Here is a 21,141-nt window from a genome sequence, read left to right on the forward strand (position 1 = left end):
CAGGAGACCCCCGCATGACAGATACCGCTCACGGCCTGCACGCCGACACCGAGCGCTGGCCCGCCAGCCTGTTCGCCGTCGCCCTGGCCTTCTCGATCTTCCAGGTCGCCACCGCGGCCTTCCCGTTGATCTCCACCCAGGTCCTGCGTGCGGTGCACGTGGGCTTCCTGCTGCTGGTGGTCTACCTGTGCTATCCCGCCCGCGGACTCCACCGCCCGTGGCAACCACTGGCGTGGTTGCTGGGCCTGGCGGGCATGGCCACCGCGGCCTACCAGTGGGTCTTCGAGGCCGACCTGATCCAGCGCTCCGGCGAGTTGACCCAGGGCGACATGCTCATCGGCCTGGTGCTGATCGTGCTGGTGTTCGAGGCCGCCCGCCGCGTCATGGGCATCGCCCTGCCGATCATCTGCGCCCTGTTCCTCGTCTACGGGCTGTTCGGCCAGTACCTGCCGGGCGACCTGGCGCACCGCGGCTATGGCTTCGACCAGATGGTCAACCAGCTGTCCTTCGGCACGGAGGGGCTGTACGGCACGCCGACCTACGTCTCGGCCACCTACATCTACCTGTTCATCCTGTTCGGCGCCTTCCTCGAACAGGCCGGGATGATCCGCCTGTTCACCGACTTCGCCATGGGCCTGTTCGGCCACCGCAGCGGCGGGCCGGCCAAGGTCTCGGTGTTCTCCTCGGCGCTGATGGGCACCATCACCGGCTCCGGGGTGGCCAACGTGGTCACCACCGGGCAGTTCACCATCCCGCTGATGAAGCGCTTCGGCTACGCGCCGGCCTTCGCCGGCGGCGTCGAGGCCACCGCCAGCATGGGCAGCCAGATCATGCCGCCAGTGATGGGCGCGGTGGCCTTCATCATGGCCGAGACCATCAACGTGCCCTACGCCGAGGTGGCCAAGGCGGCGCTGATCCCGGCACTGCTCTACTTCGGCTCGGTGTACTGGATGGTCCACCTGGAGGCCCGGCGCAGCCACCTGCATGGCCTGCCGCCGGACCAGTGCCCGAGCGCCTGGGGCGCGCTGCGCCAGCGCTGGTTCCTGCTGATCCCGCTGCTGGTGCTGATCGCCCTGCTGTTCTCCGGGCGCACCCCGTTGTACTCGGGCATGGTCGGCCTGGCTCTGACCGCCATCGTCATCCTCGGCTCGGCGATCATCCTGCGCGCCAGCAACTCCTGGCTGCGCATCGCCTTCTGGGTAGCGCTGGGCGTGCTCTGCTCGGGGTTCTTCCGCCTGGGCATCGGCGTCATCCTGCTGGTCATCGCCGCCTTGGCGCTGACCTGCTTCTTCATCCGCGGCGGCCGCTCCACCCTGCGGGCCTGCGTCATGGCCCTGGCCGAAGGTGCCCGCCATGCGGTGCCGGTGGGCATCGCCTGCACCCTGGTCGGGGTGATCATCGGCGTCATCTCGCTGACCGGCATCGCCACCACCTTCGCCGGCTACATCCTCGACCTGGGCCGCGACAACCTGTTCCTCTCGCTGGTGCTGACCATGCTCACCTGCCTGGTGCTGGGCATGGGCATCCCGACCATCCCCAACTACATCATCACCAGCTCAATCGCGGCGCCAGCCCTGCTGGAGCTGGGCGTGCCGCTGATCGTCTCGCACATGTTCGTGTTCTACTTCGGCATCCTCGCCGACCTCACCCCGCCGGTGGCCCTGGCCTGCTTCGCCGCCGCGCCCATCGCCCAGGAAAGAGGGCTGAAGATCAGTTTCTGGGCGGTGCGCATCGCCCTGGCGGGCTTCGTGGTGCCCTTCATGGCGGTCTACGACCCGGCGCTGATGATGCAGGGCGGCAGTTGGGCGGCGACGTTCTACATGCTGGTCAAGGCGCTCTTCGCGGTGATGCTCTGGGGCATGGCCTCCATCGGCCACCTCAGCGCTCCCATGTTCTGGTGGGAGCGCTGCCTGGCCTTCGCCGCCGGCCTGCTGCTGGTCCTCGCCCTGCCGATCAGCGACGAAGCCGGCTTCGCCCTCGGCGCGGCGGTGCTCGGCTGGCACCTCTGGCGCCATCGCAGCGCATCCGGACAGACGGCATGACCGGCCTGTGCCTGGGGCTGGCCGGGGTCGTCTGGGCCAGCCTGCCGCTGCAGCACTTCACCCTCGCCTGGCAGCACAGCATCGAGAAGATCCGCTGGGAGGAGGATTACCAGGTGACGCCCGCCGGGCTGGTACTGGGCGAGGCGCGGGTGCGCGGCACCGGCGCCGGCATGGAGGTCCCAGACGGCGCGGTCCTGCGCGAGGGGGCCTGGCACTACCGGCGCCAGCTACCGCCACTGCAGCCCCTGCACGCCGGGCGCACGCCCGAGGCCGGCGACTACCAGCTGTGCACCGAACACGGCTGCCAGGCACTGGCGCACTGGCTGGGGCCACCGACGACGGCGACCCCGGCGGTGGATTTCTGGGCCTGCGATCCGGGCGCCGATGAACGCGCCACTCCTCTCCGCTAGCGCCAAGGAGCGCATTCGTTCAGCCGATGGCATGCGGGCACTCTCATGCTGATCGGGCATGTCGCCGATCACGTCATCGCGGCTCCAGTCCAGGACGACGCAGTCCTGCCTCCCTCACGCAGATGCACCTCGGCACGCAAGCGCTTGCATGCGTCGCCGCCCTCCCGGGTGTCCGTCAGCAGGTAGCGATCGGAAAGCATCGCCACCTTGCAACTCATGCTGATAAACGTATATTCGAAAAACCATATAAGCACTGACCGCATCGAGATGTTCGTCCTTGTGAAAACCAGACATTGAGTGCCGCCATGACTGATCGCCTGACGCCTACCAAGGTCTTCAAATGCCTCGCTGACGAGAACCGCGCGCGGATGATGCTGCTGATCGCTCGCGAAGAAGAGCTCTGCGTCTGCGAGCTGACCTGCGCACTGGATGAAAGCCAGCCCAAGGTCTCGCGCCACCTGGCGCAACTGCGCACCTGCGGCCTGCTCGAAGATCGCAGGCAGGGCCAGTGGGTGTATTACCGGCTGCATCCTGAGCTGCCCGTCTGGGTTCGCGAGATTCTCAAGACGACGCTGGAAGCCAACCGCCAATGGCTGACTTCCAGTACGGCGCGCCTGGACAACATGGGTGACCGTCCCGAGCGCGTCGCGGCCTGCTGCTGACGATTGACGAGAAGATTCGATGAAAGTCCTTTTCCTCTGCACCGCCAATAGCTGCCGCAGCATCCTCTCGGAAGCCGTGTTCAATCACCGCGCTCCCGCCGGCATGAAAGCGTACAGCGCCGGCAGCCAGCCCAAGGGTGAAGTGAGCCCGTTGAGCATCGCTGCCCTGCAGCGCGCCGGCATTTCCACGGATGGCCTGAGTAGCAAGTCGTCTGACGTTCACGCCGACCTCGCGCCCGATTACGTGATCACCGTCTGCGACAAGGCTGCCGGTGAAGCCTGTCCGGTGTTCTTCGGCCCGGCTGTCAAAGCGCATTGGAGGCTCGCCGATCCCTCCGAACTGAAGGGCAGCGAAGCGGAACTGAGCGCCGCGTTCGATGACACCCTCAAACATATCGAGCGGCGAGTCTCAGCGTTCCTGGAGCTCCCATTCGGGCAGCTCGACGCTGATCAGCTCAAGGCTGAGCTGGCCCGTATCGGAACACTTTGAAGCCATTGGAGGCAGCAATGAGCAAAAGCCGTCTTTCGTTCCTGGATCGCTACCTGACGGTCTGGATCTTTCTCGCCATGGGGCTCGGCATCGGCCTGGGCAGCCTCTTCGAGGGCCTGCCCAACTGGCTGAACAGCTTGTCGGTGGGCTCTACCAACATCCCCATCGCCATTGGCCTCATCGTGATGATGTACCCGCCCCTGGCTAAGGTGAAATACGAAGAGCTGCCCCAGATATTCAAGGACAAGCGCATCCTGGCGCTATCGCTGATCCAGAACTGGGTCATCGGCCCGGTGCTGATGTTTGTCCTGGCGGTGGTCTTCCTCTCGGACAAGCCGGAATACATGACTGGCCTGATTCTCATCGGCCTGGCGCGCTGCATCGCCATGGTTCTGGTCTGGAACCAGATCGCTGGAGGCAACAATCAGTACGTCGCCGGGCTGGTAGCCTTCAACAGCATCTTCCAGATCCTCTTCTTCAGCGTTTATGCCTGGTTCTTCCTGGGTGTATTACCCCCGCTGTTCGGCCTGGAAGGCAGCGTCATCGAGACCAGCTTCCTCGACATCGCCAAGTCCGTGCTGATCTACCTCGGCATTCCGTTCCTGGCCGGATTCCTGACCTGCAAGGTGCTCGTCAAGAGCAAAGGCGCCGACTGGTACCAGCAGCATTTCATTCCCAGGATCAGCCCGCTGACGCTGGTGGCCCTGCTGCTGACCATCGTGGCCATGTTCAGCCTCAAGGGCGACAGGGTGCTGCAGTTGCCGCTGGATGTGCTGCGCATCGCCATCCCGCTGACCCTCTACTTCGTCGTGATGTTCTTCGTCAGCTTCTGGATGGGCAAGCTGCTGGAGGCCGACTATCCGCGCACCACGGCACTGGCGTTCACCGCCGCCAGCAACAACTTCGAGCTCGCCATCGCAGTGGCCATTGCCACCTTCGGCCTCGCCTCTCCGGTCGCCTTTGCCACCGTGATCGGGCCGTTGGTCGAGGTGCCCGTGCTGATCTCCCTGGTTGGCGTGGCCTGGTGGCTCAAGCGCCGCTGGTTCGATCAGTCCACCGGAGCCCTTTCCCAGGAGTGAATTCATGACCGACCACATTCCCAACATCAATCTGGAACTGATCGACCAGCCGTCGCTGGACAGGCTCGCCACCCGGCAGCCCTCCGCACACAAACCGCGAATCCTGCTGCTCTACGGATCGACACGTAAACGCTCGTTCAGCCGACTGCTGACCGAGGAGGCCGCACGCCTGCTGGAGCACTTTGGCGCCGAGACACGGATCTTCAATCCGTCCGGCATGCCGCTGCCGGATGACGCTCCGGAGGATCACCCGAAAGTGCTGGAGCTGCGTGAACTGGTGCTCTGGTCAGAGGGCATGGTCTGGTGCTCCCCGGAGCGTCACGGGGCCATGACGGGCGTGTTCAAGTCGCAGATCGACTGGATTCCCCTGAGCATGGGCGCCATACGCCCGACCCAGGGCAAGACCCTGGCCCTGATGCAGGTGTGCGGAGGCTCGCAGTCGTTCAATGCGCTGAACCAGATGCGCGTGCTCGGACGCTGGATGCGCATGTTCACGATTCCGAACCAGTCCTCGGTACCCAAGGCTTACCTCGAATTCGATGAAGCCAACCGCATGAAGCCTTCGCCCTTCTACGACCGTGTCGTCGACGTGATGGAGGAGCTGGTGAAGTTCACCCTGCTGCTGCGCGACCGCGCCGATTACCTGGTCGACCGCTACTCCGAGCGCAAGGAGTCGGCGGAAGAGCTGTCGAAGCGCGTTAATCAGCGCTCCATCTGAGGCATTCATGACATCCATATTCCGCCCTGGCCGCACCTGAGCCGGCCTCAGCTACACCAATCAGTTAGACAAACACTTGTCGACCGCTCGATAACCGCAACAGAGAACGAGAACATGGCCATCAAAGTAGGCATCAATGGTTTCGGACGTATCGGTCGCCTGGCGCTGCGCGCAGCCTGGGACTGGCCCGAGTTCGAATTCGTGCAGATCAACGACCCGGCCGGCGACGCCGCGACCCACGCGCACCTGATCAACTTCGACTCAGTGCACGGTCGCTGGCACCACGAAGCCAGTGCCGATGGCGACTCGCTGATCGTCGGCGGCAAGCACATCAAGGTCACCGCCAACAAGGCCATCGCCGACACCGACTGGTCGGGCTGCGACCTGGTGATCGAGTCCAGCGGCAAGATGAAAACCGTCGCCATCCTGCAGAGCTACCTGGACCAGGGCGTGAAGCGCGTCGTGGTGAGCGCCCCGGTGAAGGAGAAAGGCGCGCTGAACGTCGTCATGGGCGTCAACCAGCACCTGTTCGACCCTGCGCAGCATCGCATCGTCACGGCGGCGTCCTGCACCACCAACTGCCTGGCGCCGGTGGTGAAGGTCATCCATGAGAACCTGGGCATCCGCCACGGCTCGATCACCACCATCCACGACCTGACCAACACCCAGAGCATCCTCGACCAGCCGCACAAGGACCTGCGCCGCGCCCGCGCCTCCGGCATGAGCCTGATCCCCACCACCACCGGTTCGGCGACCGCCATCGCGGAAATCTTCCCCGAGCTGCGCGGGCGCCTGAATGGCCACGCCGTCCGCGTTCCGCTGGCCAACGCCTCCCTGACCGATTGCGTGTTCGAGGTCGAGCGGGAAACCAGCGTCGAAGAGGTCAATCGCCTGCTCAAGCGCGCGTCCGAAAACGAGCTCAAGGACATCCTCGGCTACGAGGAGCGCCCCCTGGTTTCCATCGACTACCGCACCGACCCGCGCTCGTCGATCATCGACGCGCTGTCGACCCTGGTCGTCAATGGCACCCAGGTGAAGCTCTATGCCTGGTACGACAACGAGTGGGGCTACGCCAACCGCACCGTCGAACTGGCGAAGCTGGTCGGCCTGGCCGGTTGAGGGAGCAGGACGCGATCATGAAGGCGCTATCGTCGCTCGCACCGGAAGTCCGGCAGTACCTGCTGGTGACGGGGAACTACTGGGCATTCACGCTCACCGATGGCGCCCTGCGCATGCTGGTGGTGCTGCACTTCCACTCGCTGGGCTATTCGCCGCTGCAGATCGCCACCCTGTTCGTGTTCTACGAGTTCTTCGGCGTCGTCACCAACCTGGTGGGCGGCTACCTCGGCGCCCACATCGGCCTGAACCGCACCATGAACATCGGCCTCGCCATGCAGGTGGTGGCGCTGCTGATGCTCACGGTGCCGGCCGCCTGGCTGGCCATCCCCTGGGTGATGAGTGCGCAGGCCTTGTCGGGCATCGCCAAGGATCTCAACAAGATGAGCGCCAAGAGCTCGATCAAGCTCCTGGTGCCCGATACGCAACAGGGCAAGCTCTACAAATGGGTGGCGATCCTCACAGGCTCGAAGAACGCACTCAAAGGCGTGGGCTTCTTCCTGGGCGGCGCGCTGCTGGCCCTGCTCGGCTTCAAGGGCGCCGTGCTGGCGATGGCCCTGGTGCTCGGCCTCATCTGGATCGGCAGCCTGCTGTCGCTGAAGAAGGACCTGGGAAAGGCCAAGGCCAAACCCAAGTTCCGCGACATGCTCTCCAAGAGCCGGGCGATCAACATCCTGTCCGCAGCCCGCCTGTTCCTGTTCGGCGCCCGTGACGTGTGGTTCGTGGTCGCCCTGCCGGTCTACCTGAGCGCAACCTTTGGCTGGGACTTCTGGCTGGTCGGCGGATTCCTCGCCGCCTGGGTGATCGGCTACGGCATCGTCCAGTCGGTTGCGCCTGCATTGACCGGCAAGAAACGCGGGCATGTCCCCGACGGCCGCGCGGCGTTCGCCTGGGCGATGCCGCTCGCCATCCTGCCGGCGGCGATTGCCATTGGCCTGAATACCGGCCTGTCCGCCGAAGTGGTGCTGCTGGGCGGGCTGATGATGTTCGGCGCGCTCTTCGCCGTGAACTCCTCGCTGCACAGCTACCTGATCGTCTCGTATGCCAAGGAGGACGGCGTGTCCCTGGATGTGGGCTTCTACTACATGTCCAACGCCATGGGCCGCCTGATCGGCACGCTGCTTTCCGGCTGGGTGTTCCAGGCCCACGGCCTGGAGGCCTGCCTCTGGATCTCGGCAGCCTTCGTCCTGCTGGCCGCCGCCATTTCGAGCGCCCTGCCCAGGCATGCCGGCGAGGCGTTGAATCCGCAGCAGTGAGTGCAAGCTCACGCTCACCCGCCCTTGTCCAGACAAGGGCGGGTGAGCTATCGACCTCGCTACGAGGCGGTTAGCGGCCGCATACCGGATCCGCCAGCCGCCGCCCTCGTTCGATCAGTCAGCTTCCCGTTCCTTCGAACCCGGAACGCCAGAAGTGCGGCCCCCTCCCCCGCCAGCCCTGAAGTCGCAACTGCATCTTGCTGCACGGCACCGGCATGGCTTCTACGCAGGAAAACCGCAGCCTGGCGCCCACATTGGCTGGAGCCCGGAACGCATTCAGCACAATGTAGTGAACATTACAAAAATAACGTATTGCTAATTTATGAAACACATTATACAAATTGAGCACACCAAGGGACGCCACCATGCTCACACTCAAAGACCGCCTGAACTCCCCCGAAATCGACCTCACCAAAGCCGAGCGCAAGGTCCTGCGCGCCCTGCTCGACGACTACCCGCGCCTGGGCCTGGGGCCGATGTCGCGCCTCGCCCGCCAGGCCGGCGTGAGCGACCCGACCATCCTGCGACTGGTGAAGAAACTGGGGTTCGCCGGCTACAGCGACTTCCAGAACGCCCTGATGGCGGAGGTCGACGATCGTCTGCGCTCGCCGCGCACGCTGCTCGCCGGGCGCCGCGAGGGGATGAACAACAACGACGCCTGGTCGAACTTTCTCAGCGACGCCAGCGAAGGCATCCAGCGCACCCTGGCGCTGACCCAGGCCGATGACATCCGCCTGCTGGGCGACTGGCTGCTCGACACGCGCACCCGCGTGTTCTGCCACGGCGGTCGCTTCAGCCGCTTCCTCGCCGGCTATCTGGTGGCGCACCTGCGCATGCTGCGTCCGGGTTGCCTGCTGCTGGACGACGGCGCCGCGCTGCCGGATCAGCTCAACGATATCGACCGTCAGGGGCTGGTGGTGGTGTTCGACTACCGCCGCTACCAGGCGCAGGCGCTGGGCGTGGCCAAGGCCGCCAAGGCCCGCGGCGCCCGCGTGGTGCTGTTCACCGATGTGTACGACTCGCCGCTGCGCGAGTTCGCCGACCTGATCATCAGCGCGCCGGTGGAGTCGCCCTCGCCCTTCGACACCCTGGTGCCGGCCACCGCCCAGGTCGAAGCGCTGATTGCCAGCCTGGTGGCGCGCATGGATGGCCACCTCGATGAACGCCTTGAAGGCATCGATCACCTGCGTGCTGCCTTCGGCAGCCACATCCTGGAGGAATAACCGTGTTCAGCCTGCCCCATCAATCGCCCCGCGACCTGCCGTTCACGCCGGGTCAGACCGCCATTCTGTTCGTCGACATGCAACGCGCCTGGATCGAGCCGGGCCGCGACCCGCATGTGGACCCGGTGGCCTGCCGCTATTTCTACGACCGCGTGGAAGCGACCGTGGTACCGAACCAGCGCAAGCTGCTGGAGGCGATGCGCGGGGTAGGCGCGGACGTGCTGCACACCATCATCGAAAGCCTGACCGCCGACGGCCGTGACCGCTCGCTGGACCACAAGCTGTCCGACATGCACCTGCCCAAGGGCAGCCCCGACGCCCAGGTGATCGACGCCCTGGCGCCGCAGGAAAACGAGATCGTCCTGCCGAAGACTTCCTCGGGCGTCTTCAACTCCACCGCCATCGACTACGTCCTGCGCAACCTGAACACCCGCCACCTGATCGTCTGCGGCGTGGTCACCGACCAGTGCGTCGACATGGCGGTACGCGATGCCGCTGACCGTGGCTATCTGGTCACCCTGGTGGAAGACGCCTGCGCCACCCACACCCCCGAGCGCCACCAGGCCTGCCTGGACGCGATCAAGGGCTACTGCTGGATCACCGACACCGACACCGTGCTGGCGCGAATCGCCACGCTGGCCTGACCCCGGAAGAACGCCATGAGCCACAACAATAACAATCCCGGCACACCGCTGCGCCTGACCAGCTTCGTCACCACCGATCTCTGCGGCATCACCCGCGGCCGTTCGCTCCCCGAAGCGGACGTCGCCGATCAACTGGCGACCGGCTGCGGCTGGGTACCCGCCAACAGCGCGCTGACACCCCAGGACATCATCGCCGACGACAACCCCTGGGGCAGCCACGGCGACCTGCGCCTGCTGCCCGATCCGGGCAGCCGGGTGCGCCTGGAAAACGGCCCGGACCCGCAGGCGGCGCCGCTGGACTACCTGCACGGCGACCTGGTGACGACCACGGGCGCACCCTGGCCGGTCTGCCCGCGCACGCTGCTACGCGGGGAGATCGCGCGCTACCGCCAGCTCGACCTGCAGGTCACCGCCGCCTTCGAGCACGAATTCAACCTGCTCGGCCTGCCCGTTGAGCACGCCGCCGCCTTCTCGCTGCAGGCCCAGCGGCAGACCGGCAACTTCGGCGGCTGGCTGATGAGCGCGCTGGAGCAGATCGGCGCGGAACCGGAAATGTTCCTGCCCGAGTACGGCCGCAACCAGTACGAAGTCACCTGCCGCCCCACCCAGGGCGTTGCGGCAGCGGACCGCGCCGTGAACGTGCGCGAAGTGACCCGCGAGATCGCCCGGCAGTTCGGCTGGCGCAGCAGCTTCACGCCCCTGCTCGCCCCCGGCGCCGTGACCAATGGCGTTCACCTGCACCTGAGCCTGCAGCGCCTGGATGGCACCCCGGTGTTCTATGACGAGTCCAGCGCCAGCAACCTGTCGAAGCTCGCCGAACACTGGGCGGCCGGCGTGCTGCGCCACCTGCCCGCGCTCTGTGCGCTCACCGCGCCGACCGCCGTTTCCTACCTGCGGCTGAAACCGCACCACTGGAGCGCCGCCTACGCCTGCCTCGGCCTGCGCAACCGCGAAGCCGCGCTGCGCATCTGCCCGGTGGTGGAGATCGGCGGCAAGCCGAAAGCGCGCCAGTTCAACCTCGAGTTCCGCCCCATGGATGCCACCGCCAGCCCGCACCTGGCCATGGCCGCCGTGCTCATCGCCGGGCGCCTGGGCATCGAGCAGGAACTGCCGCTGTCGGCGGTGACCGACGTGGACCCGCACAGCCTCAGCGCCGCAGACCGCGAAAAACTGGGCATCAAGGCCCTGCCGGGTTCGCTCGACGAAGCCCAGCGACTGCTGATGGCGGACCGCGAACTGTGCAATGAGCTGCCGCCGGCCCTGCTGGAAACCTACTTCGCCATGAAGCGGCAGGAACTGGCCCTGACCCGCGACCTCAGCGAAGAACAACTGTGTGAATCCTATGCAAAGTTCTACTGAATCCGGCCTCTACCGGCGCCCGCCGTTCCAGGTCATCAACCCCCGGGGCAAGAGCCCCGTGCTGCTGGTCTGCGAGCATGCGAGCCGTTACATCCCCGAAGAGCTGCGGCAACTGGGGCTGGACGACGCCGCCGCGCGGGAACACATCGCCTGGGACATCGGCGCGCTGGACCTGGCGCAAGCCCTGTCCGCCCGCCTCGACGCCACGCTGCTGGTGGCCAGCTACTCGCGGCTGCTGATCGACCTGAACCGGCCGCTGGCGGCGCCGGACGCCATTCCCGAGCACAGCGAGATCTACCCGATCCCCGGCAATCAGGGGCTGGCCGCCGGCGCCCGGCAGGAACGGGTGTCATGCATCTTCGAGCCGTTCCATCGGCGACTCGCCGAGCTGGTCGACGAGCGCCTCGCAGCGCAGCGCACGCCAAGGATAGTCGGGGTGCACAGCTTCACACCGGAGTACCGGGGCGAGCCTCGCCCGTGGGTCGCCGGCGTGCTCTTCGGCAGGGCCGAAACCTACGCCCGCCGCATCATCGGCGGGCTGCGCCAGAGCGGCGAGGAAATCGGCTCGAACCAACCCTATTTCATCGACCCACTGGAGGACATGACCGTCCCTGTACATGGTGACGAACGCGGCGTGGACGCCGTGCTGATCGAAATCCGCAATGACGGACTGCGGACCCCGCAAGGGGTGGAGACCTGGGCGAAGCGCCTGGCTCCCTGGCTCTGAGGACCCCACCCGGCTCACCCCGTTCGAGGGCCGGGCAGGTTCTGACAACAAGAACAATTCAGCGCAAGAGCGCCGAACCCTTAAAGCTGCCGTTCCCAGAGGAATTTCCCGTGGCTATCGAACAGTTCGGATACAAGCAACAGCTCCGCCGCAGTCTCACCCTCAGCGACCTGGTGATCTACGGCATGATCTTCATGATCCCCATCGCCCCCTTCGGCGTTTACGGCTGGGTCTACGAAGAGGCCCGTGGCATGGTCCCCATGGCCTATCTGGTCGGCATGGTCGCGATGCTCTTCACCGCGCTCAGCTACGGCGCCATGGCCCGCGCCTTCCCCATCGCCGGGTCCGTGTACTCCTACGCCCAGCGCGGCATCCATCCACACGTCGGCTTCATCGCTGGCTGGGTGCTGCTGCTCGATTACCTGCTGATCCCGCCGCTGCTCTATGTGTTCAGCGCCCTGGCGTTGAACCACCTGTTCCCGGCGATCCCCAAGCTGGTGTTCATGCTGTTCTTCCTGGTGTCCGCCACGCTCATCAACCTGCGTGGCATTACCCTGGCCGCGAGATTCAACCTGCTGTTCCTGATCGCCCAGCTGGTGGTACTGGCAATCTTCCTGATCGTTGGCTACCAGGCCCTGCAGTCAGGGCTGGGCAACGGCCGCCTGACCCTGGAGCCGCTGTTGCAGCCGGAACATTTCAACCTCGGGCTGGTGATGAAGGCGGTGTCCATCGCGGTGCTGTCGTTCCTTGGCTTCGACGCGATTTCCACGCTGGCGGAAGAAGTCAAGGGCGACCCGGCCCGGCAGATCGGTCGTGCATCACTGATCGCGCTGTTCGTCATGGGCGGCATCTTCATCATCCAGACCTGGCTGGCCACCGACCTGGCCGCGGGTATGCAGTTCAAGTCAGCGGACACCGCCTTCTATGAAATCGCCGAAGCGGCCGGCGGCAGCTGGTTGTCGACGCTGACCGCCGTGTCCACCGCCCTGGCCTGGGGCGTGACCGTGTCGATCACCTCGCAGGCCGCCGTCTCCCGCCTGCTCTACTCGATGGCCCGCGACGGCAAGCTGCCGCGCGTGCTGGCCAAGGTCCACCCGCACTACCAGACCCCGCACATCAGCCTCTACCTGGTGGGCGTCCTGTCGCTGGGCATCGGTATCTATTTCCTCGACTCCCCGGACGTGCTCACCTCCCTGGTCAACTTCGGCGCGCTGACCGGCTTCTGCCTGCTGCATGTCGCGGTGATCAACCATTACTTCATCCGCCAGAAGACCGGGCAGGTGTTCAAGCACCTGGTCTTCCCGCTGATCGGCCTGGTTATCATCGCCTATGTGCTGGTCAGCATGAGCTTCGAAGCCCAGTCGCTGGGGATTGGCTGGATCGCGCTCGGCCTGGTCTATCTCGTCGTGATGAACCGGCGTGGCAACGACACCGGGCTGGCCAGGGAGATCTGACCGGGCCCGCACCTGTGCCGCCATGCAGTCGATGGCGGTCTTTGACAGACGACAGAGCCGTACCCCATAAAGGCAAGGGCCGCCGGACGCCACTCGATGAAGCGCGTCCGGCGGCCCTTTCCGCTTAATCAGAACGCAAGAAACCATGAGCACGAAAGACCAGGACACCGCGTCGTCATTCACGCTGGATCGCATCGACGAAGAGATCATCAGAATCCTCCGCCACCAGGGCCGCATCACCTACGGCAAGCTTTCGTCGCTGGTGCATCTCACGCCGCGCCCCTGCCAGGAGCGCGTCCGCAAGCTGGAGAAGCACGGGATCATCCGCGGCTACGGCGCCGTCATCGATGAGCAGAAAATCGCCTCGGGCCTGTCGCTGCTGGTGCTGGTCGCGCTGTCGAACCAGAGCGGGCGCACCGCGCAGAAGGCCTTCGAAGCCTGCGTCATCGCCTGCCCGGAAGTGCTGCACTGCCAGCTGATCAGCGGCACCTTCGACTACAGCGTGCGCATGCGCTGCCGGGACATGGAGCACTATCGCGCCCTCACCGAGACCTGGCTGAACGACGAAAGCCTGCACATCGACAAGCTCGTCGCCCATCCCGAACTGACGACCATCAAAGAGTCGGCACGGTAACGCCACGTCCCGCGTTTTCCCTGTTTCCCGAGCGGAAAATGGCCTGTCTCCCAGGCCGATCCCACACAGCAGAATCGGCTGTCCGCAGCGACGAATACAGCCGGATCGGTCGGCGCGCCCCGCCATTACAGCCGGGATTTCCCCAGGCCGGGTGGGAGAATGGCGGCATCCCACGGCGTGCAATGGCCTCTCCCGGCCGAACACGGACAACCTGTCACAAGGTCCTGGCGAATCCGCGCGAGGCATTGGCGTTCGGGATACCAAAGCTGAAATTCCAATACCAATCAAAATAGCTGGAGGTCCTGCCATGACTCGCTTCGTCGATGTCCCCACGATGTCTCAACTGGTGCAAGAAATCGGTGTCGCGCGCTTCATCGGCGAGCTGGCCGACACCATCGAGCAGGACTTCGTGCGGTGGGAATCCTTCGATAAATCGGCCCGGGTCGCCAATCACTCCGATATCGGCGTCATCGAGCTGATGCCGGTCTCCGACCCGGTGAGCTATGCCTTCAAGTACGTCAACGGCCACCCGCAGAACACCCAGCGCGGGCTCTACACCGTCATGGCCTTCGGCGTGCTGGCCGATGTCGAGACCGGCTACCCGATCCTGCTTTCCGAGCTGACCGTGGCGACCGCCCTGCGCACCTGCGCCACCTCGCTGATGGCGGCCCGCGCACTGGCGCGCCCCGACTCCCGGCGCATGGCACTGATCGGTAACGGCGCACAGAGCGAATTCCAGGCGCTGGCCTTCCACTTCCACCTGGGCATCGAGGAAATCGCCGTCTACGACATCGACCCGCTGGCGACCGAAAAGCTGATCCGCAACCTGGCGGAATTCCCGAACCTGAAGATCATCCGCGCCAGTTCCACCGCCGAGGCGGTCCGTGGCGCCGACATCGTCACCACGGTGACCGCGGACAAGGCCTACGCGACCATCCTGACCCCGGAAATGATCGAACCCGGCATGCACATCAATGGCGTCGGCGGCGACTGCCCCGGCAAGACCGAACTGCACGCGGACGTGCTGCGCGCCGGCAAGGTGTTCGTCGAATACGAACCGCAATCGCGGGTCGAGGGCGAAATCCAGCAGATGCCGGCGGACTTCCCGGTGGTGGACCTCTGGCGCGTCCTGGCCGGACAGCTGCCAGGACGCGCCAGCGCCGAGCAGGTCACCATCTTCGACTCGGTCGGCTTCGCGCTGGAGGACTACTCCGCGCTGCGCTATGTGAACGAGCAGGCGACCCGGCTCAACCTCGGTCAGCGTATCGACCTGGTGCCGTGGGGCGAGAATGACGAGGAAAACGATCCCAAGGACCTGTTCCGCCATACCCGCTCCAAAAAAGGAGGCAAGGCGCTGCGCCGTATCGCCTGATCCTGCTCCACGAAAAACCGGCCCCGGTCATCGGGGCCGGTTTTTTCGTCTCGCGTCCGTACCTTCAAGTCCAGCCGTGCAAAGACGCACCGTCGACTGGAGCGAGTGGTCTTGGAAGTCTCCATTCGACTCCCTGGAGAGCAGCCCTGAGCTACGACTTCAGCGAGCGCTTCATCAGCTGCAGCCTCTCCAACATGCCCTGACTGGCGGCAGGTCCGGGGGCCAGGTCGCATTCGTCCCACGGCACCACTCTGCCGTCTGCCTCATCGAACATCACGGGACGCAGCGGCCTTCCTGAAGTCCTGTCCACAACCTGTATGGCGATGTCGTTCGAGATGAAGTGCTGGTTACCCCAGGCGATCAATGCATAGAGCACGACCTGGAGGTCCTTCCCTTTCGCCGTCGGGATGTACTCGTGACGCAGCGGCTTGACGCTGTAGGCGCGCCGCTCCAGCAGCCCGGCGTCCACGAGCGAGTTCAGCCTTCGGGTCAGTATGTTCGGCGAGATTTCCAGGCTTTTGGAAAACTCGTCGAACCGGGACACCCCCTGCAATGCGTCGCGCATGATCAGCAAGCTCCACCATTCGCCCACCCGTTCCAGGCTGAGGGCGATCGGACATTCGGAGTCGGTGAGGGTCTTACGCTGCATGGGCATCGCTCATCGTTGGCTAAAGAAATCGGCTTCGGATGTAACTTTCATTATGATAGTAACGTCCTTTACCCAGGTATTTAACCGCAAAGGAGCGAAGCCTTCATGAGAAAGCGTATCGTCGTTACCGGAATGGGAGCGGTCACACCGCTCGGTCGGGGTGTCGAACTGGTATGGGAGCGTCTGCTGGCGGGCATCTCCGGTATTCATGCGCTGCCGGAGGAACTGATTGGCGATCTGGCGGTACGCATCGGCGGGCAGGTGCCGGGGGTGGAGACGGACCCTCTGGGCGGGTTTGACCCCGACAGCGTTCTCTCCCAGAAGGAACAGCGCAAAGTGGATCGCTTCATCCTGTTTGCGCTGGCCGCAGCGGAAGACGCCCTGCGACAGGCTGGATGGGCGCCGGCCACCGCCATCGAGCAGGAGCGCACCGCCACGATCATCGCCTCGGGCATCGGCGGTTTCCCGGCCATCGCGGAGGCGGTCCGCACCACGGATGCCAAGGGCGCCCGCCGTCTCTCGCCTTTCACGATACCGTCCTTCCTCTGCAACCTCGCCGCCGGCCAGGTTTCGATCCGCCACCATCTGAAAGGCCCGCTCGGGACGCCGGTGACCGCCTGCGCTGCTGGCGTACAGGCCATTGGCGATGCCGCCCGCATGATCAGATCCGGTGAAGTGGACGTCGCGCTCTGTGGCGGCGCCGAAGCCGCCATCCACAGGGTCAGCCTCGCTGGGTTCGCCGCCGCGCGGACGCTGGCAAGCGCCTTCAACGACGCCCCGGAAAAAGCCTCCCGCCCGTTCGATAGCGCGCGGGAGGGCTTCGTCATGAGCGAGGGCGCGGGCCTTCTGGTCATCGAGGAACTCGAGCACGCACTGGCGCGCGGAGCCAAGCCGCTTGCGGAGCTGGTCGGCTACGGAACCAGCGCCGACGCCTACCACATCACCTCGGGGCCGGAAGATGGCGACGGCGCCCGACGGGCCATGCATCAAGCCTTGCAGCAAGGGGACGTCGCACCGGACCAGGTCGGCCACCTGAACGCACATGCCACCTCCACCCCCGTTGGAGACAACGCTGAGCTGGCCGCGATAAAGGCCGTCTTCCGCGAGAAGTCGCCCGTGATCAGCGCCACGAAATCCTCGACTGGCCACCTGCTCGGCGCGGCAGGCGGCATCGAGGCCATCTTCACGGTGCTGGCGCTGCGAGACCAGGTTGCACCACCGACCCTGAACCTGGAGAGCGCCGATCCTTCCGCCGCGGGCCTGAGCATTTCCAGCAAGGTCCAGAAGCTCAACACCCAATACGCACTGTCGAATGGGTTCGGCTTCGGCGGGGTGAACGCCAGCGTTCTGTTCAGGAAATGGCAGGGCGAGTGACAGACGCTGGCTGTCGGGCGCCCTCCTCGTCGAGTCTCTTCAACTGACAGAAGAGACTCGACGCCGCATCCCCATCGTCCCCTCACAATCGAATCAAGGTGCCTGGGAGGCTCCCCGAAACTCGCCTATCGTGATTGAGGGCAGCCGATCATTATCGGCGGCGCCGGAGCCGGCACGCGGCCATTCCCCGGTCCTTCCCGCGGGTCACCGGCCGCACCCGGAAGGACTCGGCCTCCGGCCGGCATCCCCGGCTTCCCGGCAGGGTGAAGAAGCGACGAACGGCGGGACCGCCCCGCCCCGGACGCCCTCGCCCACGAAGGCATCGACAAGACCTTCGGCCTGCCGCACGAAGACACGTCCATCTGCGGCCATCATCCATTTCGACGGACGGGGCTTCGGGGCGCGGCATGTCGCTGCGCCCGCCCTGCCGGATCGAACGCCAGGAGGATCGATTCCATGAGCGCGATTCACATTCACCCTTCAGTGGACAACGGCATCCGCCCGGAACAGCCCGGCTTCAGCGGCGGAACGCTGCAGTGCCTGTGCGCGACCGACAAGGTGGAAGTCGCGGTCGGCGCCCAGACGCTGCACAACCACGCCTGCGGCTGCACCAAGTGCTGGAAGCCGGAGGGGGCGACCTTCGCGGTGATCGCGGTGGTGCCGCGCGACAAGGTCAGCGTGGTGGCCCACCCCGAAAAGCTGCATATCGTCGACGAAAACGCCGTCATCCAGCGGCATGCCTGCCGCGAATGCGGCGCGCACCTGTTCGGCCGCATCGAGAACCAGGGGCACGCCTTCTATGGCCTGGATTTCGTACATACCGAGCTTTCCCCGCAGGACGGCTGGGCGGCGCCGGGCTTTGCCGCCTTCGTCTCCTCGGTGATCGAGAACGGCACCCCGCCCTCGCAGATGGCGGCGATCCGCGGGCGCCTGCGCGAACTCAATCTGGAGCCCTACGATTGCCTGTCGCCGCCCCTGATGGATGCGCTGGCCAGCCACGCCGCCCGGCAGAAAGGCACCTACCGCGAAGCCTGACGGCCCCGCCGGGCGTCATCGCCGGCGCGTGGCACAGCGCGCCGGCGTGCGCTGCTTTGCGCCCCTTGCGTCGCCAACTCCACGCCGGGCCGGGGCGCCATTGCAGGACTCCCCCTCGGCGGTGTCCGCCCGGCCGCGGGGGCTATTCGTCACCGTCCAGGATGATCAGGCCATGCTCGTCGCGGCGTACTTCGTAGAGCTCGCCATGGCGGCTCTTGAGCACCCTGATCTGCATGCGCTCGGCATCGTCGCGGTGCTTCTGGATGTGGAACTGGTCGAGGTCCTTCCGCTCCTGCTCCCGCGTCCGGTGGAGCGTCAGGGCCGCGTCGATGATGCCGACCAGTTCGTCGTTGTCCCAGGGCTTGGGGATGTAGCGGTAGATTTCCGCCTGGTTGATCGCCTGCGTCAGCGCCTGGTGATCGGCCAGCCCGCTGAGCAATATGCGGATGCTGCGCGGTTGGCATTGCTTGGCGAATTGCAGGTAGGTCACGCCGTCGATGTCCGGCATGTGGTGATCGCAGATGATCACCTCGTAGGGCTTCTCGGTCAGTCCGTGCAGGGCCAGCACCGGGTCTGAAAAAGCCTCCACCTCCCATTCGGTGTCACGCAGCGCCCGTTTCAGGGCGGTCAGGATCATCGGTTCGTCGTCGACCAACTGGATACGTGCCATGGCGCTCTCCACTACGGGTCAAGCCGGTTCCGGAACGCGGACAAAAACGGTGTAGCGCGTACCTTCCATGGCTTCAAAGGCAATCAGTTTTTCGATCAGCGCCGCGGTCAGGACCTTGCCGGCGTTGAGCAGGAGCATGCAGTTGTCCGCATTCAGGTTGCGCGCGAGTGTCATTCCTTCCTCCAGGTCGCGGGTGCCCAGGCTTCGTACATGAGGATCGGCGAGCGTGATGTCGCTCAGGTGGGTGGCGCAGAGCTGCACGAATACCTCGACCAGCTCCGGATCGTACAGGCGGCCTGCGTATTTCCGGATGAACAGCAGCGCCTCGTCGCGGTTCATGTTTCGTTCGAGAATCAGCCCGCGCTGCAGTTCGACGAAGTCCACCGCGAGCTTGAGCAACCTCGATCCGAGAGGAATGGCGCTGCCCTTGAGATGGTCGGGGAAGCCGCTGCCATCCCAGCGCTCCTGATGGTGCCGGATCAGCCTCGCGGCATCCTGCATCGGCTCCAGCGACATCAGGAGCGACTCGCTGGTTTCCGGGTAGGACTGGAACCTGTCCCGCTCATGGTGGTTCATCAGGTCCGCCGGCTTCGCCAGCATGCTGTCGCTCCAGCTCAGCTTGCCCACGTTGTAGAGGGCCGCGGCCATGGTCAGGTCGTGGGCCAGGCCGCTGTCCACCAACCCCGAGTCACCGCACGCACGGATCAGCTCGATGATCGCCTGGTTGGTCTGCTTGCCCTGGGGCAGGCGCTGGTTGATCAGCAAGGAGAAGACCTCGGTACTGACCACGTAGCTTCTCTTGAGCTCCTCGTAGGCGAGATCGAGCATGTCGGCGGTCTGCTGCAGCTCCGCGGTCCGGGACTCGACGCGCTTCTCCAGGGTGGCATTGAGTTGCTGCAGCGCTTCCCTCTGTTCCTGATTCACCCGTTCGAGGCGTTTCCGCTCCCGGTCGGAATGCAGATGGGCGAGCGACTGCCGGAGCACATGGCGGAGTTCGTCGTCGTCCCACGGCTTGCTCAGGTAACGATGGATATGTCCCTCGTTGATGGCCTTGGCCAGGGTGGACATGTCCGTATAGCCGGTCAGCAGAATGCGGATGACGTCCGGATGGCGGCGGTAGATCTCGGCCAGCAGCGTGGCGCCATCCATCGCCGGCATCCTCGCATCGGAAATGACCAGGTCGACGGGCCGGGCCGCCAGCAGCGCGAGCGCCTCCTCCCCGCTCTCCGCCTGCAGGAGGTCGTAGGGCTGGCTGCGCAATATCCTTTTCAGGCTGTTCAGGATCAACACTTCATCGTCCACCAAAAGCACGGTGAACCTGGGTTCTTCTGTTGGGTGGAGCGCATCATCCATAAGCGTCTGCTCTTGCCTGCCGTCTGCGTTCCAGGCCGGGTGGGAGATGTTCTCAGCGTAGCTTCTTTCACTGACCGCGCAGCCGGGTCGATGCAAGGAAGCAGCTATGCTGGAGCAAAAGAGGTGGCAGACATGCTCGAAGACTCGCCCCAGGCTCTATACCGGTTGCGCTTCCGGGACAGCGCAGACGACTGCGTCATCGTTGCGAGTCCCGTGGGAGTTCCATTCGAGGGTGAAAAGCCGGACTGGGCCCGCCTGGGTTTCCATCAGTGCCAACATTGCCCGCTCAGCGAGGGGGAAAGCCCGTATTGTCCCTTCGCGCTGTCACTGGTGGAGCCGCTCCGGGTGCTGGATGGGCGCAACTCCTACGACCCGGTGGACGTGGAAGTGGTGTGGCGGGAACGACGGGTACAGGTGCAGACCACCCTGCAACGCGCGCTGGGCTCGCTGATGGGCTTGATATCGGCCTCCTCCGGGTGCCCCCACACGCGCCTCCTGCGTGCCATGGCCTGGTTCCATCTGCCCTTCAGCAACGTCGAGGAAACCCTCTTCCGGCTGCTCGGCACCTACCTGCTCGGGCAACACCTGCGCGCCTTGCGCGGGCTCGATGCCGACACCGACCTCGCGCGGCTTCCGGAGCTGTACGGCAACCTGCGGAAGGTCAACAAGGGCGTGGTCGAGCGCTTACGCGCCGCCAGCGAAGGCGACTACGGCATCAATGGCCTGATCCTGATGGACCTGATGGCGTCGGACACCCGGGACTCGCTGACCCACCTTGAAGAAAGTCTCGAACCGTACTTTAAGGAATATCTGGAAAATTAGTCATCGGGGGCTCAGGGAATGAATCAGCTGAAGCAATCGGCGCCTGGAATAC

At 65.1% G+C, this 21,141-nt stretch carries 21 protein-coding genes; 18 read left to right on the forward strand and 3 right to left on the reverse strand.

The window, feature by feature from the left end; translation table 11 throughout:
• The first annotated feature begins 14 nt into the window (after positions 1-14).
• From AC3B6A_RS16660 to ocd, 15 genes are all read left to right on the forward strand, one after another.
• Positions 15-2,042: a TRAP transporter permease gene (locus AC3B6A_RS16660; protein ID WP_488398317.1), complete on the forward strand. Its 2,028-nt coding sequence runs from the start codon at positions 15-17 to the stop codon at positions 2,040-2,042.
• Complete coding sequence (locus tag AC3B6A_RS16665; RefSeq protein ID WP_488398318.1) at positions 2,039-2,452, forward strand: DUF1850 domain-containing protein; 414 nt, start codon at positions 2,039-2,041, stop codon at positions 2,450-2,452. Before AC3B6A_RS16660 ends, AC3B6A_RS16665 begins: the two co-directional genes overlap by 4 nt.
• 305 nt (positions 2,453-2,757) lie before the next feature.
• Entirely contained in the window at positions 2,758-3,114 is a 357-nt protein-coding gene (locus tag AC3B6A_RS16670) for a metalloregulator ArsR/SmtB family transcription factor (protein ID WP_488398319.1), read from the forward strand.
• A 19-nt stretch (positions 3,115-3,133) separates the two neighbouring features.
• Complete coding sequence (locus tag AC3B6A_RS16675) at positions 3,134-3,604, forward strand: arsenate reductase ArsC (protein WP_488398320.1); 471 nt, start codon at positions 3,134-3,136, stop codon at positions 3,602-3,604.
• A gap of 17 nt (positions 3,605-3,621) precedes the next feature.
• A complete protein-coding gene (gene arsB, locus AC3B6A_RS16680; protein WP_488398321.1) occupies positions 3,622-4,683 on the forward strand; it encodes an ACR3 family arsenite efflux transporter in 1,062 nt (353 codons plus the stop codon).
• A gap of 4 nt (positions 4,684-4,687) precedes the next feature.
• Positions 4,688-5,401 (forward strand): arsenical resistance protein ArsH, encoded by a 714-nt coding sequence (gene arsH / locus AC3B6A_RS16685; RefSeq protein WP_488398322.1) that lies wholly within the window; start codon positions 4,688-4,690, stop codon positions 5,399-5,401.
• Between the two features lie 114 nt (positions 5,402-5,515).
• Positions 5,516-6,520: an ArsJ-associated glyceraldehyde-3-phosphate dehydrogenase gene (locus AC3B6A_RS16690; RefSeq protein WP_488398323.1), complete on the forward strand. Its 1,005-nt coding sequence runs from the start codon at positions 5,516-5,518 to the stop codon at positions 6,518-6,520.
• A 17-nt stretch (positions 6,521-6,537) separates the two neighbouring features.
• Complete coding sequence (gene arsJ / locus AC3B6A_RS16695; protein WP_488398324.1) at positions 6,538-7,773, forward strand: organoarsenical effux MFS transporter ArsJ; 1,236 nt, start codon at positions 6,538-6,540, stop codon at positions 7,771-7,773.
• A gap of 365 nt (positions 7,774-8,138) precedes the next feature.
• Positions 8,139-8,996: a MurR/RpiR family transcriptional regulator gene (locus AC3B6A_RS16700; RefSeq protein WP_488398325.1), complete on the forward strand. Its 858-nt coding sequence runs from the start codon at positions 8,139-8,141 to the stop codon at positions 8,994-8,996.
• A 2-nt stretch (positions 8,997-8,998) separates the two neighbouring features.
• A complete protein-coding gene (locus AC3B6A_RS16705) occupies positions 8,999-9,640 on the forward strand; it encodes a cysteine hydrolase family protein (protein ID WP_488398326.1) in 642 nt (213 codons plus the stop codon).
• Positions 9,641-9,655: 15 nt separating this feature from the next.
• On the forward strand, positions 9,656-10,999 hold the full coding sequence (locus tag AC3B6A_RS16710; RefSeq protein WP_488398327.1) for a glutamine synthetase: 1,344 nt from the start codon (positions 9,656-9,658) through the stop codon (positions 10,997-10,999).
• On the forward strand, positions 10,983-11,726 hold the full coding sequence (locus AC3B6A_RS16715) for an N-formylglutamate amidohydrolase (RefSeq protein WP_488398328.1): 744 nt from the start codon (positions 10,983-10,985) through the stop codon (positions 11,724-11,726). The genes AC3B6A_RS16710 and AC3B6A_RS16715 overlap by 17 nt, the downstream gene beginning before the upstream one ends.
• A 110-nt stretch (positions 11,727-11,836) precedes the next feature.
• The gene (locus AC3B6A_RS16720) at positions 11,837-13,180 is read left to right on the forward strand and encodes an APC family permease (RefSeq protein WP_488398329.1); all 1,344 of its coding nucleotides are present in this window, start codon (positions 11,837-11,839) and stop codon (positions 13,178-13,180) included.
• A 145-nt stretch (positions 13,181-13,325) separates the two neighbouring features.
• The gene (locus AC3B6A_RS16725) at positions 13,326-13,814 is read left to right on the forward strand and encodes an Lrp/AsnC family transcriptional regulator (protein ID WP_152222979.1); all 489 of its coding nucleotides are present in this window, start codon (positions 13,326-13,328) and stop codon (positions 13,812-13,814) included.
• A gap of 307 nt (positions 13,815-14,121) precedes the next feature.
• Complete coding sequence (ocd, locus tag AC3B6A_RS16730; protein WP_488398330.1) at positions 14,122-15,186, forward strand: ornithine cyclodeaminase; 1,065 nt, start codon at positions 14,122-14,124, stop codon at positions 15,184-15,186.
• A 151-nt stretch (positions 15,187-15,337) separates the two neighbouring features.
• Here the strand turns inward: ocd and AC3B6A_RS16735 are convergent, their stop codons facing one another.
• The gene (locus AC3B6A_RS16735) at positions 15,338-15,835 is read right to left on the reverse strand and encodes a winged helix-turn-helix transcriptional regulator (protein WP_488398331.1); all 498 of its coding nucleotides are present in this window, start codon (positions 15,833-15,835) and stop codon (positions 15,338-15,340) included.
• A 105-nt stretch (positions 15,836-15,940) separates the two neighbouring features.
• On the opposite strand from AC3B6A_RS16735, the gene fabF reads away from it, so the two are divergent.
• Together fabF and gfa are read left to right on the forward strand one after the other, a co-directional pair.
• Complete coding sequence (gene fabF / locus AC3B6A_RS16740) at positions 15,941-17,209, forward strand: beta-ketoacyl-ACP synthase II (RefSeq protein ID WP_488398332.1); 1,269 nt, start codon at positions 15,941-15,943, stop codon at positions 17,207-17,209.
• A 456-nt stretch (positions 17,210-17,665) separates the two neighbouring features.
• Positions 17,666-18,244: an S-(hydroxymethyl)glutathione synthase gene (gene gfa, locus AC3B6A_RS16745; protein ID WP_488398333.1), complete on the forward strand. Its 579-nt coding sequence runs from the start codon at positions 17,666-17,668 to the stop codon at positions 18,242-18,244.
• A 142-nt stretch (positions 18,245-18,386) separates the two neighbouring features.
• Here the strand turns inward: gfa and AC3B6A_RS16750 are convergent, their stop codons facing one another.
• Both AC3B6A_RS16750 and nosR read right to left on the reverse strand, forming a co-directional pair.
• The gene (locus tag AC3B6A_RS16750; protein ID WP_488398334.1) at positions 18,387-18,914 is read right to left on the reverse strand and encodes a response regulator; all 528 of its coding nucleotides are present in this window, start codon (positions 18,912-18,914) and stop codon (positions 18,387-18,389) included.
• A gap of 18 nt (positions 18,915-18,932) precedes the next feature.
• On the reverse strand, positions 18,933-20,267 hold the full coding sequence (gene nosR, locus AC3B6A_RS16755; RefSeq protein ID WP_488398335.1) for a response regulator c-di-GMP phosphodiesterase, NosR family: 1,335 nt from the start codon (positions 20,265-20,267) through the stop codon (positions 18,933-18,935).
• A gap of 132 nt (positions 20,268-20,399) precedes the next feature.
• On the opposite strand from nosR, the gene AC3B6A_RS16760 reads away from it, so the two are divergent.
• Complete coding sequence (locus AC3B6A_RS16760; RefSeq protein WP_488398336.1) at positions 20,400-21,089, forward strand: DUF6901 family protein; 690 nt, start codon at positions 20,400-20,402, stop codon at positions 21,087-21,089.
• The last annotated feature ends 52 nt before the right edge of the window (positions 21,090-21,141 follow it).

It is taken from the genome of Pseudomonas sp. B12(2026), assembly GCF_057767015.1.